13 protein-coding genes, 1 other RNA gene, 1 pseudogene and 1 CRISPR repeat array are annotated in these 16,578 nt (G+C 59.6%); of the genes and pseudogenes, 2 read left to right on the forward strand and 13 right to left on the reverse strand.

Annotation, left to right across the window (positions count from 1 at the left end; all coding sequences use genetic code 11):
* Positions 1 to 25: 25 nt before the first annotated feature.
* The gene (locus BJP61_RS16165; protein WP_075192149.1) at positions 26 to 1,582 is read left to right on the forward strand and encodes an EAL domain-containing protein; all 1,557 of its coding nucleotides are present in this window, start codon (positions 26 to 28) and stop codon (positions 1,580 to 1,582) included.
* On the opposite strand, the gene BJP61_RS16170 is transcribed toward BJP61_RS16165, so the two are convergent.
* Both BJP61_RS16170 and BJP61_RS16175 read right to left on the reverse strand, forming a co-directional pair.
* Entirely contained in the window at positions 1,575 to 2,402 is an 828-nt protein-coding gene (locus BJP61_RS16170) for a GNAT family N-acetyltransferase (RefSeq protein ID WP_171998692.1), read from the reverse strand. The two genes, BJP61_RS16165 and BJP61_RS16170, sit on opposite strands and share 8 nt — an antisense overlap.
* Positions 2,403 to 2,458: 56 nt before the next feature.
* A complete protein-coding gene (locus BJP61_RS16175; RefSeq protein WP_038864303.1) occupies positions 2,459 to 3,076 on the reverse strand; it encodes a membrane protein in 618 nt (205 codons plus the stop codon).
* An 86-nt stretch (positions 3,077 to 3,162) separates the two neighbouring features.
* Here BJP61_RS16175 and BJP61_RS16180 point away from each other — a divergent pair, with 86 nt between their 5' ends.
* Complete coding sequence (locus BJP61_RS16180; RefSeq protein ID WP_171998693.1) at positions 3,163 to 4,587, forward strand: PLP-dependent aminotransferase family protein; 1,425 nt, start codon at positions 3,163 to 3,165, stop codon at positions 4,585 to 4,587.
* 255 nt (positions 4,588 to 4,842) lie between these two features.
* Here the strand turns inward: BJP61_RS16180 and BJP61_RS16185 are convergent, their stop codons facing one another.
* From BJP61_RS16185 to cas3, 11 genes and pseudogenes are all read right to left on the reverse strand, one after another.
* Positions 4,843 to 5,064: a hypothetical protein gene (locus BJP61_RS16185; protein WP_038864305.1), complete on the reverse strand. Its 222-nt coding sequence runs from the start codon at positions 5,062 to 5,064 to the stop codon at positions 4,843 to 4,845.
* Complete coding sequence (locus BJP61_RS16190; RefSeq protein ID WP_007755637.1) at positions 5,061 to 5,312, reverse strand: hypothetical protein; 252 nt, start codon at positions 5,310 to 5,312, stop codon at positions 5,061 to 5,063. Before BJP61_RS16190 ends, BJP61_RS16185 begins: the two co-directional genes overlap by 4 nt.
* Before the next feature lie 308 nt (positions 5,313 to 5,620).
* Positions 5,621 to 5,717, reverse strand: an RNA gene (ffs, locus tag BJP61_RS16195) — signal recognition particle sRNA small type.
* Between the two features lie 143 nt (positions 5,718 to 5,860).
* Positions 5,861 to 7,657: direct repeats of the CRISPR family, unit length 29 nt; unit sequence CGGTTTATCCCCGCTCGCGCGGGGAACAC.
* 96 nt (positions 7,658 to 7,753) lie between these two features.
* The gene (gene cas2e / locus BJP61_RS16200) at positions 7,754 to 8,047 is read right to left on the reverse strand and encodes a type I-E CRISPR-associated endoribonuclease Cas2e (RefSeq protein WP_171998694.1); all 294 of its coding nucleotides are present in this window, start codon (positions 8,045 to 8,047) and stop codon (positions 7,754 to 7,756) included.
* Positions 8,047 to 8,963: pseudogene (cas1e, locus tag BJP61_RS16205) on the reverse strand (type I-E CRISPR-associated endonuclease Cas1e). Before cas1e ends, cas2e begins: the two are co-directional and overlap by 1 nt.
* Entirely contained in the window at positions 8,960 to 9,610 is a 651-nt protein-coding gene (gene cas6e / locus BJP61_RS16210) for a type I-E CRISPR-associated protein Cas6/Cse3/CasE (RefSeq protein WP_171998695.1), read from the reverse strand. Before cas6e ends, cas1e begins: the two are co-directional and overlap by 4 nt.
* Entirely contained in the window at positions 9,592 to 10,344 is a 753-nt protein-coding gene (cas5e, locus tag BJP61_RS16215; RefSeq protein WP_171998696.1) for a type I-E CRISPR-associated protein Cas5/CasD, read from the reverse strand. Before cas5e ends, cas6e begins: the two co-directional genes overlap by 19 nt.
* A 9-nt stretch (positions 10,345 to 10,353) precedes the next feature.
* Complete coding sequence (cas7e, locus tag BJP61_RS16220) at positions 10,354 to 11,412, reverse strand: type I-E CRISPR-associated protein Cas7/Cse4/CasC (RefSeq protein ID WP_171998697.1); 1,059 nt, start codon at positions 11,410 to 11,412, stop codon at positions 10,354 to 10,356.
* 12 nt (positions 11,413 to 11,424) lie between these two features.
* Positions 11,425 to 12,030 carry a type I-E CRISPR-associated protein Cse2/CasB gene (gene casB / locus BJP61_RS16225; protein ID WP_171998698.1) on the reverse strand — a complete coding sequence of 202 codons (606 nt, stop codon included), beginning with the start codon at positions 12,028 to 12,030 and terminating at the stop codon, positions 11,425 to 11,427.
* Positions 12,031 to 13,632 (reverse strand): type I-E CRISPR-associated protein Cse1/CasA, encoded by a 1,602-nt coding sequence (gene casA, locus BJP61_RS16230; RefSeq protein WP_171998699.1) that lies wholly within the window; start codon positions 13,630 to 13,632, stop codon positions 12,031 to 12,033.
* 297 nt (positions 13,633 to 13,929) lie between these two features.
* Positions 13,930 to 16,572: a CRISPR-associated helicase Cas3' gene (cas3, locus tag BJP61_RS16235; protein ID WP_171998700.1), complete on the reverse strand. Its 2,643-nt coding sequence runs from the start codon at positions 16,570 to 16,572 to the stop codon at positions 13,930 to 13,932.
* Positions 16,573 to 16,578: the final 6 nt, after the last annotated feature.

The raw sequence follows: 16,578 nt of genomic DNA on the forward strand, positions 1-16,578 counted from the left end.
TCTTCATTACGGGCAGGCAACCATCGTGACCATTGCAAAACTGATAAGGGTAGTAACAGCCGTGCTGTTGCTCAGCGTTCTGCTGCCCGTCGCTTTCAGTTTCTGGCTCGCCCGCCACCAGGCCGAAGAGCACTTTATGATGGAGCTCGACGCCTACACGGAACGCACGCTGATCCGCACCGACACCATTATGCAACAGGCGAAAGCGGCGCTGACGCAAATCAATCGCTTCGACGGCGAGGCATGCAGCGAGACGCATCTGCAGGCGATGCGCCGCACGTCGTTCGTGTTCCGCCACGTTCAGGAAGTGGTTTACCTGCAGGATATGACGCCGCTCTGTTCATCGCTGGTGGGCCGCAGCATCTCAAAACCGCTGCCGACGCCGACATGGGTCAGCGAATCCAGTTACCCCATCTGGTTTAGCGCGCAAAACGATCTCGGCATGCCGACGCCCATGATCATGATCGGTCGGATGCCACATATGGTTCTGATCGATCCCAACTCGTTTATCGATCTCATCCCGTTCAGCGCCTGGCCCATCAACACGACGATTATCGGGTTACAGCGCAACCGGATCCTCGCCAGCAGCAGCCCGTTTGATATCTCCGTCTGGCGTAAAGCGCGTGAAAGCGGCGCCGAAAAAATCGAGTACCGCGGCAATATTTACCTGATACGCATGAAGCCGCGCTCCGGGATTGCCGTGGTGGCCTGGGCGTCGCGGGCGCCGCAGACGGCGGAGATCCGCAAGCTCCAGCTCATCTGGCTGCCGGCCGGGATTTTAATCAGCCTGGCGGCGGCGTTTTACCTGCTGCGCCTGTTACGGCGTTTACAGTCCCCGCGCTATCGCCTGCAGGACGGCATTAACAACAATGAACTGGTGATGCACTACCAGCCGATTATTCGCCTGGCGGACGGCAAACCCATTGGCGCCGAGGCGCTGATCCGCTGGCCCCAGCCGGACGGCAGTATGCTGACGCCGGATATTTTCATTCCGCTCGCCGAACAGACCGGGCTTATCGGCCCGCTGACGCGCCAGATTGTTTACAACGTTCTGCACGATCTCGGCGACTGGCTGCGCGCGCACCCGCAACAGCACATCTCAATTAACATTTCCGCCTTCGATCTGCATGAGCCGCAGTTCGTTGATATGTTCAGCGAGGCGCTGGCGCAGCATGGTATCCCACCGTGCCAGCTGGCGCTGGAAATTACCGAGCGCGGCTTTGCCGACCCGAGCTTAAGCGGCCCTGTGATTGAGCGGCTACGCGCGGCGGGTCATGAGATTTACATCGATGATTTCGGGACCGGCTACTCCAGCCTGAGTTATCTCGAAGATCTGAACGTCGATATCCTGAAAATCGATAAATCGTTTGTCGACGCGCTGGAGTACAAAACGGTCACGCCGCACATCATCGAAATGGCGAAAACGCTGAAGCTGGAGATGGTGGCCGAAGGCGTGGAAAACGAAAGCCAGGCGCAGTGGTTGCGCGAACACGGCGTGCAGTACGCCCAGGGCTGGCTTTACAGTAAAGCGCTGCCCGCCGAGGCATTTATCGCCTGGTGTAAAGCGCACGGCGTCAGGTAAGCGAGTGTCGCATCTCGTACTGGCGCACCGGCTGGATCCGAAAGCCGCTCTGCTCAAAAAGCGGCGCGAGGCGTTGCTCCACCGCCACCGGCGTCATCAGCCCCGGAAAGCGCTCATGCAGCAGCGATAACAGTTGCCGCGCACGCCCTTCATGCCGCGCCGCAGGCGCCACCCACAGCGCGCGCAGCTGCGGCTGGGCATAGCAGGTCGCGACAATCGCGAACGCCCGGTCATCAAGTGAAAACCCTGTTCCCGGCAGCGCCTGGGCGGTTTCGGGCGACACCAGCCACGGCAGGTCGTCCGCCTGCGCCGCGATACGGCGCGCCACCTCATGCGGATCGCACGGCATCAGCGCCTGCGTATCGACAAACGTCGCCGGGCTGTGGGCCTGAAAGCCGACCAGCGTTCTTTCGCAGGCAAACCCTACCCGCTCATATAACCCCTGCCCCGCGTCGTTGCCGACGATCACCTCAAGCGTCATGCTTTTCTCGCCGCGCTCGTGCGCTTCATCAAGCAACTGCATCATCAGCATCTTACCAACGCCTTTGCCGCGCCACGCCGGGTGAATGGCGAACGCGGCCAGGCGGCTGCGCCAGCCGCGCCGGGCAATCAATGCCAGCGCGACGATGTTATCGCCCTCAAGCCAGACGCGGCTCGCGTTCAGGCAGACATTCTCCGCGCCGAAACGTTGAGCGAAGGTGGCGCCATCCAGCTGGAACGGCACCAGATAACCATCAAAGCAGCGGCACAGCATGGCGGCCAGCGCCTCGCTGCTCCAGTGGATTGCGGGCAGCGCACGCAGTGATTCCTTATTCGACATCGCAGTTCCTCGCCAGCGGAAACTCTCAGCATAACGCAGCGCCGGAAAAAGGCGACTCAACCTTTCTCAATCGCCGCGGCGCCTGGCGCGGCGCGCTTTACGCGCTTTGCCTGAAACCACGGCAGGCAGAGCTGGATAAGCGGCCCGATTGTCAGCGCGTAAACCACCGTGCCGATGCCGAGCGAGCCGCCCATCGCCCAGCCCGCCAGCAATACCGACACTTCAATCGCGGTTCGCACGCTGCGCACCGACCAGCCGGTGCGGGCATTGATGCCGGTCATCAGACCATCGCGCGGCCCCGCGCCGAAGCCCGCGCCGATATACATGCCAGTCGCGAGCGCATTCACCACGACAGCCGCCGCCAGCAGCCCGCTGCGCACCGCCAGTGAGGAGGCTGCGGGCAACACGGCCAGCGCCGCGTCCGCCGCAAGCCCAATCATGATGACATTACTGATAGTGCCAAGCCCGGGCTTCTGGCGCAGCGGCACCCACAGCAGCAGCACCAGCGCACCGACGCCGATAATCACCAGGCCGATATTCAGCGAAAGCAACCGCGCGACGCCCAGATGAAACACGTTCCACGGATCGGTGCCGAGATCGGCCCGCACGAACATCGCGGTAGACACGCCATACAACGCAAGCCCGACATACAGCTGAAGTAAACGACGCCACATACTTTTTTCCTCGCCAGTAAATTGGCTACTACTTTAAAGCCAGCCGGCCTAAGATTAAGGTCCAGTTACAACAAAGTGGACTGCTTATGAATACGCGTCGCACCGGCGCGGCCTCGCTGCTGCGCCTGCTTGGCCGCTGGCAGCAGGAGCACGCCCGCCTGCCGGTTTATCGTCAGCTGGCGCAGGCCCTGCGGCTGGTCATTCTTGACGGGCGCCTGCCCCTCGCCAGCCGGCTGCCGGGCGAGCGTGAACTGGCGGGCGCGCTTGGCGTCAGCCGCACCACGGTCGCCAGCGCGCTGGGGCTGCTGCGTGATGAGGGGTTTCTGATAAGCCGCCATGGCGCGGGCTCCGCCATCGCTCTGCCGGCTGGCAGCGCTTCAGTACCGACGCTGACCGGCAGCGGCGGCGCGCTCGATCTTTCCACCGCCGCGCTGAGCGCAGGCCCGGAAGTGCTGGAAGCCTGCCAGTGCGCCGTCGCGCAGCTGCCGGACTACCTTGGCCATACCGGTTACGATCCGCACGGGCTGCTGCGCCTGCGCGAAATTATCGCCGCCCGCTATAACGCGCGTGGCCTGCCTACCAGCGCCGATCAGGTGATGCTGGTCAACGGCGCGGTGAGCGGTTTCGCGCTCATCCTGCGGCTGCTGACCGGCCCCGGCGACCGGGTAGTGGTCGATAACCCCACTTACCCGCTTGCCATCGCCGCTATTCGCGGCGCGTCGTGCCGCCCGGTGCCGGTATCGCTGACCGCACAAGGATGGGACGCGGACGGGCTGGCGGCCACATTCGCCCAGACGTCGCCGCGCCTCGCGTATCTTATTCCGGATTATCACAACCCAACCGGCAGTTGCATGGACGCGGCGACCCGCGAGCGCGTGGCGGCGGCGGCGGCGGCCTGCCGTACGACGCTGGTAGTGGATGAAACCATGGTCGACCTCTGGTATGAAAACGCCCCGCCGTCGCCGCTTGCCGCATTCAGCTGGCAGGATGACGTCATTACGCTCGGGTCGGCGGGTAAAAGCTTCTGGGGTGGGCTGCGGCTCGGCTGGATACGCGCCAGCGCGCGCACTATCGCCTCGCTGGTACAGATGCGCGACACGCTCGATCTCGGCTCGCCGTTACTGGAGCAACTCGCCGTCGCCACGCTTATTGAGGAGTCATCGCGCTTTTTGCCGCCGCGCCGTGCGGCGTTAAAAGCGCGCCGCGACGCCTGTCTCGACGCCATGCAACGCTATTTTCCGCAGTGGTGCAGCCCGCTGCCGCAAGGAGGATTATCGTTCTGGGTTGAGCTACCGCGCCCGCTGGCGACGCGTTTTGCCGCCAGCGCCGAAGGGCTTGGCATTCATCTTGGCGCAGGTAACCGGTTCGGCGTGGATGGCGCGTTCGAGCGTTATCTGCGTATGCCGTTTACGCTGGAGACCGAACGGCTGGAAGAGGCGTTCAGCCGGTTGCAGCCGCTCTGGCAGCAGTTAATGGAGACGCGCGCGACGACCGCCCGCGGCCTGGTGTAGGGCCTGACAGATGCCGCGCAGCGTGAATGAGGTCAGTCTGAAGCGATAGCGTCGGATGACAGCGATAACATCACCCCGGCCAGAAAAAACAGATGGCGACCCTTCCGGCTCGCCATAAAATACCGTCATCCGTGACTGCACATGTTATGAGATGGTGAGGCGTATCATTTTATTATGCGGAAGATAATGACGGCGCTTTGTAACAGCGCCGTGTCACGGAGATGATATATTAATGACGCATTCAACAAGCGGGAATTAATGCTGACGGGGAACCGGGAAGCCTTTCAGGGAAATGATAAACTCATTGCCCTCTTTTTTTATTTTGGCGCCAGCATCGCACCAGTCAGACGCAATGCGAAAAAACTCATCGCTGCCGACATCCCAGCCCAGACGGACGTGTTTTACATAGCCTGAACGCAACAGCTCGCAGGCTTCCCGATAGGTTGAAGCCGTGGTAGACAGAGGGGCGTTTTTCATTTTTTCTTCTTCAGAAGTTTACGTAGCGCTTTGATTTCTTTTACAGAAAGTGGGGAGATATCTTCTTCGGTATGCTGGCTGTCGATCTCTTCGCCGCTCACCGCGTCGTCTTCATCAGCAAGCACCAGCGCTTTAAGCAGCAGCTTTTCTGTGGCGGCGCTGAGCGTCTCACTGTTCTGCTCAGCATACTGACGAAGCTTTTCTTTGAGGTCCGTATTTATTTTTACGTTAAGCACCGCAGCAGTCATAGAAAATTCCTTTCTTTACAGATGAGAGCTATTTAATACCTTAATTGATTATTAAGATCCAGCACTAAGCTCTTTCTTATAAAAAGACGTTTCAAAAATGAGATATTCGACAAGCTATTATGACAATAAGATGACAAATAAATGACAGTTAAATGAATTTGCAAATAAAAAACAAAATATATAACGCTACGTGGCGGAAATGGATATTGCGTTTCGCGGATAAGAAAAAGTAGAGACAGATACTCTGGATAAGAGAAGAAGCAGCATGTTGTGACGGTGGCGGCGAGAGCGCCTGAAATGGGTGGGGGCCCTGCCAGCTACATCCCGGCACACACGTCATCTGCCTTGGCTGCTTCCTTCCGGACCTGACCTGGTAAACAGAGTAGCGTTGCGGGAGAACCAACAGGGCCCCCATTGAGAGCGTCGTTAAACGCGCAGGCCGCATTATGTCTGTTGCCCCTGGCGATTGCAACCCAACGCGCGCCGGATGCCGGTTTATTGCGCAATCATGGTGAAAGGAGCGTGAAACAGGGCGTCGGCTGGCTAGATGGTTTATCCCCGCTCGCGCGGGGAACACATTTTTTTTCCACTGGCTAACGTGGTAAACACCGGTTTATCCCCGCTCGCGCGGGGAACACTGAAATAATCACCCACTGCCCCTGAGCAGCCGCGGTTTATCCCCGCTCGCGCGGGGAACACTTGTATTTAATATGACTGCTACCGGTGATTATCGGTTTATCCCCGCTCGCGCGGGGAACACCGCACCAGTAAAAGCCGCGCACCACGGCGTTTCGGTTTATCCCCGCTCGCGCGGGAACACCTATTTTCAAGGTGTGACAAGCCAGCGGCCGACGGTTTATCCCCGCTCGCGCGGGGAACACCGATACCGGCTGAGAATTTAAATGCCAGTAACCGGTTTATCCCCGCTCGCGCGGGGAACACCCTACGGCGGGATCGCAAATATCGCGCAGATCCGGTTTATCCCCGCTCGCGCGGGGAACACCAAGCGGGGATTTCTTCGTTGTTGTTTGCCTCCGGTTTATCCCCGCTCGCGCGGGGAACACCCTCTTTGCATCAGCTGAATTTGACGCCGCGGCGGTTTATCCCCGCTCGCGCGGGGAACACTCGGTGTCATTTGGGAATGATTCGGGTGTACTCGGTTTATCCCCGCTCGCGCGGGGAACACGCTGTAGACCGCGTGCCACGGCGTAGTCGGGTCGGTTTATCCCCGCTCGCGCGGGGAACACGAAAATTTAGGTTCGTCTTTATTGATTGCGCGCGGTTTATCCCCGCTCGCGCGGGGAACACACCTGCGCCATGATGCCAACGATAAAATTCGTCGGTTTATCCCCGCTCGCGCGGGAACACTCGGAGTTGAAAATATATACAGTTTTGCCCGGCGGTTTATCCCCGCTCGCGCGGGGAACACGCCGACTCTTCGTGAGCGCGTTTTGCCCTGCTCGGTTTATCCCCGCTCGCGCGGGGAACACCTGCAACACTGGATGGATGGGTCAGCGAAAACCGGTTTATCCCCGCTCGCGCGGGGAACACACAGCCGTTCACGGGCATGGTGGACCAGTCGCGCGGTTTATCCCCGCTCGCGCGGGGAACACGTGTCGAACTCACAGGCAAAAACAGACAGAGCCGGTTTATCCCCGCTCGCGCGGGGAACACATCCGCCACTGCGCACCGTCATAGAGGCCGAACGGTTTATCCCCGCTCGCGCGGGGAACACTGTTTGTCGTTGCGAGTGTTTGTCGTTGCAAACGGTTTATCCCCGCTCGCGCGGGGAACACCCACAGTTTTAACCAACCTCAACGACCCCGGCCGGTTTATCCCCGCTCGCGCGGGGAACACCGCCGCGCGCACAGCTACCAGCCTGTTATAACCGGTTTATCCCCGCTCGCGCGGGGAACACCTTTTTCAAGGTCAGCGAATACAACGTCGAACCGGTTTATCCCCGCTCGCGCGGGGAACACGGGCCCACCTCTTTGTTACAAACGCTCCCAGGCGGTTTATCCCCGCTCGCGCGGGGAACACTTCCGGCGGCCTGCTGGCGTCAGAGATCACGTCGGTTTATCCCCGCTCGCGCGGGGAACACTTTGTTTTGCCACTAAAATCCACTATAGCGAGCGGTTTATCCCCGCTCGCGCGGGGAACACGTAACGCCGACTATTATTATTTTCAGGCGGATCGGTTTATCCCCGCTCGCGCGGGGAACACCGTAAAGGCTGCCTCCTCTTTTTCGGCAAATTCGGTTTATCCCCGCTCGCGCGGGGAACACTCGATGAATGTCATTTACGGCGCAGAAAATTACGGTTTATCCCCGCTCGCGCGGGGAACACTCTAAAACTATATAACTGTTTTATAAGGAAATTTTTCACACCCAACAATCCACCAACCTTTTTATTACATCTCCATATTCTTAAAGAACAGTTAACCTACTGATTCTGAAGGGGTAAAAATGAGACAAGGCGCAGGCCGTCTAAATCCACCGGAATGCGTCGGTTCTCGCCATACGTCTGGAAATCGAAGCCGGATTCATTATTCGTAGCCCAGGCCATCACCACATTGCCCTCTTCCGCGAGCTCGGTTATCTGATTCCAGATCATTTCACGTACCCGCTTAGAGACATCGCCGACATAAACCCCGGCGCGCAGCTCAAGCAGCCAGATGGCGAGCCGCCCGCGCAGTCTCGGCGGCACATTCTCGGTGACAACCATCAGCATGCTCATTAGCGGCTCCTGAAGCCCGCTTCGGCGAGCGAATCCGCCAGTGGAATAGCGGGCGGCAGCATATCCGCCGCGGGTTGCGGCGGCTCAATGTCGCCCGCCGCCAGCACTTCTTCAATAAGCGGAATCAGTTTGCCAGTCAGCTTTTCGCTGCGAAAAATATCCCGACACGCCAGACGTACATCGCGGTCCGGTTGCGCGGGGTGGCGCGCCGCTATCTCAAACGCTTTAGGCACGACCGCGTCAAATTTAATGATGTCTGCGATGTCATAAACGAACGAGAGCGGCTTGCCGCTATGAATAAAACCAATCGCAGGCGCGTAACCCGCCGCCAGCACCGCCGCCTCGCTGATGCCGTATAAACAGGAGGTGGCGGCACTGATGCACTGGTTGACGATATCGCCCTTCGCCCAGTCTTTCGGATCGTAATTACGCCCGTGCCACTTTACGCCGTAGCGCTTTGCAAGCAGCGCGTAAGTCTGGCGCACTCTGGCCCCTTCAATCCCGCGCAGCTGTTCGACCGAACGACGCTCAGGCGGCGGCTCGCCAAAGCGCAACGCATACATTTTGCGAACCACTTTCAGGCGCAGCGTTCGTCGAGCGCGAGCTTCGCATGGTAGAGCAGCTTGTCAGCGCGCGCGCCGCCAGGCTGCCCGGAAGCGTACAGGCGCACGCCCGCCTCGCCGACCCACACCAGCAATCTTCCGACCTGGGCGGCGAGCCGGATAGCCGCATGAGAAACCCGCGTGCCTGGCTCCAGCATAATGCAGGCGACAGCGCCTACCGGCACATGCGTGCGCACGCCGGTTTTGTCCACCAGCACGAAAGCGCCATCCAGAACATCAAGATGGCCATACTGAAGGAAGATCATCGACGTGCGATCTTTGAGCGGGATCGGGTTTAACGGGACAAAACTCATGCGCCATCGTCCGGTTTGATAAGCATCAGCCCACAGCCGAAGGCGCGACATTTACCAAAGCCCGCCGCGATGCTCGCGTTAAACTGCGCCGGATCGGTGACGATGAGCGTGCCGTCATAGTCCACGCAGCTGTACTGGATCAGGGCGCCGCGCCCTTTCGCCACCTGCTGTTGACGATACGCGGTCACTGAAGCCTGCGTGAGCTGAAATCCGCTTTTCTCGCCCTGCGCGGCAAGCCAGCCAAGCGCCGCCTGCTCCTGAAGCGTCCACAGCTCACCCGCCTGGGCGTTGCGCCTCCATTCATGTTTCGCATTCATCAGCACGTCGTGGCGCTTACCGTTGCGGGTGACAACGGGGTTTGCCCGAAGCGTGAAACGTAACGCCATGCCCGGCTGCGGCGTTGCGGCGAAAGCGCGCGTCTGCACCTCAAACAGCGGATGCGAGCGCGCCGGCGCGCTCGCTGAGAGCAACCAGAAGCAGAAGCCGGTCTGTAACGTCTCACGACGATAAAGATACTGGCGCTGCGCCACATCGGGGAACAGCTCCCACAACCACTGGTGCATGACATATTCGCCACGCGCCATCATGTCCATCAGCCGTTGCGGAGTCAGCCTGGCGGTGGGGAGCGTTATTTTTGAGAGATACATGTCGCCTCCGGCGTCAGCCGCCCTTGTTTAACGGTTCGGATACCGAAATCCCAGCGCCGACGGCTGAGCGGCTGGTCGCGCCAGGTCTGGAGTTCGTCAGCCTCAAGACCAGCGTGATCGCCCTCCCACCAGAGATGGGGATAAAAGCGCGCAAGCGGTTTAAGCGCTGGCGACAGCTCGCCTAGCGCGGCGCCGTAGCCTGCCTGCGCCTCGCGCAGTACCGTCGCCGCGTTGCCGTCATGCAGCTGTGGCCAGAGCGGCAGCCCGAGCGGATGGCTTTTGCGACCGAGGTAGAGCGGAAACTCAGGCGCCAGTAACGCCGCCTGCAACGCCTCCAGCGTATAAGGCGCGCCCGGCGTCGCCGCCACTGCCACCAGCCAGTAGCCGTCAGCGTAGTAATCGCGACGGGAAAGCGTGGTTTCGAGCATAAGCGCGTCGCGCAACTCGTCTTTACGGGTGAAGTAGCGCACCTTGCGCGCTTCGCGCGGGACCTGGACCGTGTGGTAATCCCGCGCCCAGGCGGCACATTCCCCCGCGCAGACAATAAACTGATAATGCTGACTGAGCGCGTTGAGCGCCGCCTCGTCATCGCGTCGGATGCCGAGTGCGGCAGCAAGCAGACCCAGCAGCGCCGATCGCCCCGGCAGCGCCCGCGAATGGCGCACTTCGCCGACGGCGATCTCTCCCCAGGAGGCCATCGCCCCCTGGAGCTGGAAAATAAGATAGCGGTTCATGGTCGCCCCTTATGCGCTGATGAAATCCAGCAGTTGCGCGACGGAACCTTCGCCTTTCACGCCATATAACGTCGCGCAGGGCGTCTGTTGGCCGCCATAAACGTTATTCATATTGTCGCGAAGCGTGGTAATGCGGCGCACGGCCTCTTCCAGTTGGTCAGTCCCGGTGACCGGTTCCCAGAATGCGGCGGCCAGCGAACGCGGCTGTTCGGTGCTTTTTTCCGCGAGCGCCCAGCTGGCGTAAGCGCGGGAGGCGAAGCTGTTTTGTTTGCCGGTGGGTGAGATTTTCAGCGTGCATTCACCGAGGGCGCGTAATGTTTTCGCGAGGAGCTTTTCGTCGCCGTTAAGGTTTTCCAGCAGGCGATCGCGGTCAATACACAGGTACGTATAAAACAGCGCCGAGCCGAAACCGAGTTCGCCGATATGCCCGGCCCCGGCTTCTTCCGCTGATGCCTGGCGCAGATCGTCAACGGCCGTGAAGAAATCATCTTCCAGCAGGGTTTCGCCAACGCCGAACGCGTGGGCGACCTGACAGGCGGCCTCGATATTGTGCTCAGGCGTTGAGGCGAGCATGCGGCCAAACAGCGCGATATCGACGGCCATCGCGTCTTTGCGCAGGAAGGAAAGCTCCTCCACCTTTGGTGCGCGCTTCTCTGTCGCCAGCGTGCGGGCCAGCGCCTGCACGGCCTCTCTTTCCGCCGGGCTGACATGGGCGAGCTGCTCGGTTTCCGTGTTGATGAGGTCATTCTTTGCTTTGCCGGTTTTGGCTTTGCCAAAACAGTTGGCAATAGTTTTTCCCCAATCAACCGCATTTGCTTGTGAAACGCCGCCTTCCAGCATGATTTCCGCCGCCTCGCGGCCAATACGCGCGGTGCGGGTGCCGATATGCCCGCTGAGCGCCTCTTCAAAGAGCGCTGAGGTACGCCAGGCGCGCTTAAGGCTTTGCGAGGAGATGCGCAGACGCGACGCGCCGCCAATGGTGACGGTTTTCGGCGCGCCAGTGTCGTCGCGGTTCAGGTTGGCGGCAGGGTAAGCGGTTAAGAGATGAAGCTGAATAAATGTGGTCATCGCGAATGTTCCTTATTCCTGAGTGGTGGCCGAATCGGCCGGTAAGTCGGTAGTGACGGCATCCGGCGTGTCTGACGCCGTGCCCGCCATGTAATAGTCGAGCGCCCAGCGCACGCGAATGTATTCGGTCGGGGTACGCTTTTGTGCCGCGTGGCGCTCGCGTTCGTCTTCTTCCGCGCACCAGCGAAACACGCCTTCCGCGAGATCCGGCAGATTGACCGTGCCGCCGAGCAACTGCACCGCGCGGCGCAGCTGGCGGAACAGCTCCTCCTGCGAATGCGCCTGGTTCAGTCGCCGAAAGCGCAGCTCAGACATCACCGGATTGTTGCCACTGATTTGCCCGAGCTGCGCGGCAAAAGACTGGCGCGTCTCAATGCTTTTGACGTGAGCGGCCAGTGCCGCGACGATGCCGAGCGCGCAGAAGCGCCACTCTCGCCCCGGTATATTCCAGAGCGAAGGGATACGGGCTGTCAGCACCCGAAACCCTTCACTGAGCCAGACGTCAGAAAGCGTATGACTGCGCCGCAAGCCGGCGCGCAACCGTCGTCCCTGCTGTTCATTGATGAGCGAATGCCACTTCAGCAGCGATTCGCGATGCGCCTGCGATAAAATGCTCACTTAATTTGCCTCCTGCGTTTTTCTCGCCCGCGCGCCTTTCGCCGCAGGCTTCGCTTTCGTCTGCGTGAAAAACTTTTTGCGGGCTTTCATGATGTCTGAGAATTCCGTGCGCTCCTGCGGGTTAGTCAGGGCGCGTTCATCGAAGTAGCTACGGGTATAGCGCCAGATATCGCTGTTCCAGGCGCTGAGCAGGGCGCGGTTATCACCGGATTCATCGGCTTTTACCGCCTCGACCAGCGCCAGGAACCGCGACTGTGTCTGCTGCCAGAAGTCGATATCGATAAAGCTGAAATCGCCGCGCACGGTAGCGCCTTCGCCATACCACGCCTCTTTTAGCGCGCTGCGTAATTTACTGAGCATCAGCGTGGCGACACGCGCGGCGTCGCTGAGGGTCTGGCGGACAAACGGCTGTCGTGATTCGGGGATTTGCAGAAAGGGCAGATGGTGCTCGTACCAGCAGCGGGCCTTCATGTTGTCGAAATCGTAACCAAAGCACCATAAGCCGGTTTCCGCGTTATCGAGCCGTTGCTGCTGGCGAATTTTCACCACGCTGGCGGGCTGCTCCCGGTTGTTGTCGCTTTCGCTCTCCATCATCAACCCCAGCCAGTCACGCCAGAGCAGGCCGCCCGGCTGGCCTTTAACGGAGAACATCTCGCCGCCCTCTTTTTTGGGAATGCGATGCGGCGTGAGCGGGTGCATCCAGCCGACATAGTTAACGCCGTAGTTTTTCACCGTCATTGACGTTAACAGCGCCTCGCCCGGCTCGCCGCAAAGGTCGCAATGGCCCGGCTGCGTTGCAGAGAAATCGATACGGATACGGCGCGGCATGCCCCAGTACGCCTGGAGCGCGTCGACCTGCTCCGGCGTTACGATAGCTTTTTCGCTGGTACGGGTTGGCGCAAGCCAGGGGAAGATGCGGGCGTCATAGTTCGCAGGCCGGGGCAAGCGGCTTTCACGCTGCGGCATCACGTTGAGCCACAGCCTGCGCCACAGCGACGGAGCCTCGCCGTTATAGCGGTGCAGTTCCAGCAAGGTGGTCATCGGCCCGCCGCCGCGCAGCCCGGTGCGGTAGCCTTTACCGCCTGCCGGCGCGTTTAACTGCAGGGAAAAGAGCGCCAGCGCGGCGCAGTGCGGGCAGAATTTCTCGGTGATGCCGCGCTTAATAAAATGGTCTTTATTGAGCTTTACCGTCTGGGCGCCCGGGGTTTCCGGTAACAGTAGCGCCAGCGGCACGCTTTCACCTTCCAGCGGCTCGAAATCCTGCATGAATGAGGGGGTGTGCGGGCCAAATTCAAACAGTTTCTCCAGCGGCGCAAGGGCTTCGCGAATAGCCCCGGCGGTTAACCCATCCTCCCAGATATCCTCCCAGCTTTCAGCGTCTTTCGGGGCGAGCGCCGTTTGCAGCAACCCGAGCAGAAACTGCCAGGCCGCCCCCTGAAAATCCGGGCGGGGTAAAACCAGCTCCAGAATATTGTCATCGGCCAAATCCAGCGGCGCGATTTTCCCGCGACTGCCGTCGCGGTAAATAACGGGGAGCCATTTTGTGGTAATTAATGAATGCAAAACACATCCCTCCTCTGCCTGCGAATATTTCACAGGCATGCTTTCACGAATAATTTAAAAGGCGGACAGCGGACACTACAAAAATGAGAAGCCAGGTATTTCACCCGCCAGAAAATTGACACTCACAAAATACCCCCAAACAGAGAAAAATTGCCCCTGCACAATTCTTAAAATGATTAAAGAAATAACAAAACAAAAATTACACCTTTTGCGTTTCCTTTGTAGCCGTTAATCTTGTCTCGTTCCCTGTGGGATAAACCGGTGTATTTTTTTTCCTGGTGTTTAACCGTTCCCCACTCACGCGGGGATAAATCCCCGGGGGCATTCGCCCCTGGGTTACCGCGCTGTATCGCTCCCCAGCAGCCCTTCTTTCGATGAATAGCCGCCCGGCAGCAAAATCACCTCCGTCTCCTGCTTGCGATGGGTTAAACGCCAGCGCGCCAGCGCGTCACCCGTAAGGCAAGTAAAGTCGGCGCTGTGCTTGTCCCACCAGGTTTTACGCACCCGTAACGCGCTCATCTCCCAGGCGTTTTCGCCCGGCGCGTAGGGCGTGACACCCTCCGGGGACGCGTAAGCCAGGCAGAGATCAACTGTGCGCTCCCCGAGGCGAGTGGAGACATCCGGCACCCACTGCGCCGCGCTGGTTGGGTCATACCCGTTTTCAAAGTGAATTTCAAAATTGGCGGCAATGGCGCGCTGGCTGTAATAGTCGCCCATCGCTTCATCTTCAGATTTCTGCATGCCATCCGGCACGGCGCACCCTTCGCCATAGACCGCTTCAATTAACAGACGCGCCGCCTCCGGCATGCGTATTTCGCCCTGTTCGCGCAGCACGCGCTGGGTCAGCCACAGCCTGGAATGCGCCGGATACACGTAACTGGTATTACGCATCGCGGCAGAAAGCCAGGTTTTATCCGGCTGCGCCTGCCACGGCGGCGCCAGAATATCCAGGCAAGGCGCGGGCCTTTCATCTGCGCCGGTGAATTTAAGCCTTCCGTCTTTATCACGAATGTGGCGCTGCATGCGTCCGGCGCGTTGAATTAATAAATCCACCGGCGCGAGATCGCTAATTAAATAATCCAGATCTATATCGACAGACTGTTCTATTACCTGAGTGGATATAATTATTTTACCGCTTCGATTATCGGCATTCTCTTTCCCAAACCATTGCAGTGTTTTTAATTCCGTCGCGGCACGGTCAATAAACGCGAAACGGCTATGGAATAAAAGAATATTTTCTTCAGGGATATTGCCTCGGCGAATTAATTCCCGATAGCTGTTCACTGCATCGTCAACGGAATTGCGTATCCAGCCGATACAGCCGCCTTCGCGCGCCACCCTCTCTGTTTTATCGAGGCACGCGGCTTCATCCGCCATCCAGCCGATGCCAACACGGCGCTGCACCTGCGCGCGTGTCGCGACGCGCTGCCCGTCAATCCCCTGCGCGTGCAGATGCGTGACCCATGGGTAGTCGTCGAGCCCGAGGCGTGGCGGCTCGCGGTGCGTGTTCAGTCCTTTGTAAAACGCGGCGCTCAGCCGATCGCGCTGGGTCTGCGAAAGCGTGGCGGAGAGCAAAATTGTGGCGCAGCCGCTGGCGGCCCGGATCTCTACCAGCTTTTCCAGCAGGTGCGACATATAAGCGTCATACGAATGGATCTCATCGGCAATCAGGATTTTGTCGCTAAGGCCCAGCAGGCGCAGATTCTGGTGTTTAAACGGCAGCACCGCCATTAACGCCTGATCCAGCGTGCCGACGCCGGTTTCCGCCAGTAGTGCCTTTTTCGGCGACCCGGCGAACCAGGCGGCGCAGCCCTCAAACGCGGTGGCTTCGTCGCCGGATTCATTGGGTAATAATTCGCTTTCCCAGAGAGAGGCATTGAAACTCGCGGACAGTTTGCGGGCGCTGTGTGCCAGTACCAGGCTCGGATGACTGCCTTCACGGTAGAGCCGTAACCAGGCGCGCTCCATCCGCGCATACATCGCATTCGCCGTCGCCATCGTCGGCAGCCCGATATAGAGCCCCCGCGCCTGCCCCGCCGCCATCAGCCGGTGCGCCAGCACCAGCGCCGCTTCAGTCTTACCGGCCCCGGTGACATCTTCCAGAATAAACAGATGCGGGCCGGTCATACTGATTGTGAGCTCCAGCGCTTTTTGCTGAAGCGGCGTCGGCTCGGTAATAAAGGGAAAAAGCGTGTCGATGCCCTTAAACGGCGCGACATCGCTCGCAGGCGGCAGCCGCCGCAGCGCGTTTTGCGCCTGCGCGACGGCCCGCGCCCAGTAGCGCGCAAGCGGCATCTCCCCGGCTACCCACGGGAAAAAGTGATTGACGGAACCCACCCAGTCGGCCAGCACAACCAGCGCCGAGACCCGCCAGCTTTGCGGTAAAAATGACTCACGCCAGGAGGCGTCGTTCCACGCCTGCGGCAGCGTGACGGACGGAAGCAGCGTCTGTACGGCCCGTGCGAACGACTGCGCGGCCTCGATATCCTCCGCCAGGAAATCGTTATGGCAATTCTCATACGACACTGGCTTGCCGTGATGCCCCATCACGGTGGGTATCCAGCGATCCAGCACGCGTTGACGCTCCCGCGCCGACAGCGGGCCTGTGACGCTCTGCGCCGCGGTATCGCCGAGATGATGTCGCCACAGCCACGTCCCCGTCACGGTGTGATGATGATGGCTGTCACTGACATCGCGCTGGCCGTGCTCAAGCGCCTTGTGGGTATATTTTTGCTGGAACAGACGTGAAAACTTGCCAATATCATGCCAGCACAGCAGCCAGGCGAAAAACTCTGCCGCCGTCTGGCGCTCTTCAATGCCCAGCGCGGCGAATAGCGAGGCGGCGTTAAAGCGGTTTTCCATTACCATCACGTAACCGCAGGCGGCCACGTCCAGCGAGTGCCACTGTAGTAAATGAAATTCATCACCCTGATGATTCTCACCTGGCCGGGCTTTTCCCCAGTACAATAAACTGTTCATAAATCA

The sequence above is a fragment of the Cronobacter sp. JZ38 genome, from assembly GCF_008932145.1.
Taxonomy (GTDB): domain Bacteria; phylum Pseudomonadota; class Gammaproteobacteria; order Enterobacterales; family Enterobacteriaceae; genus Cronobacter; species Cronobacter muytjensii.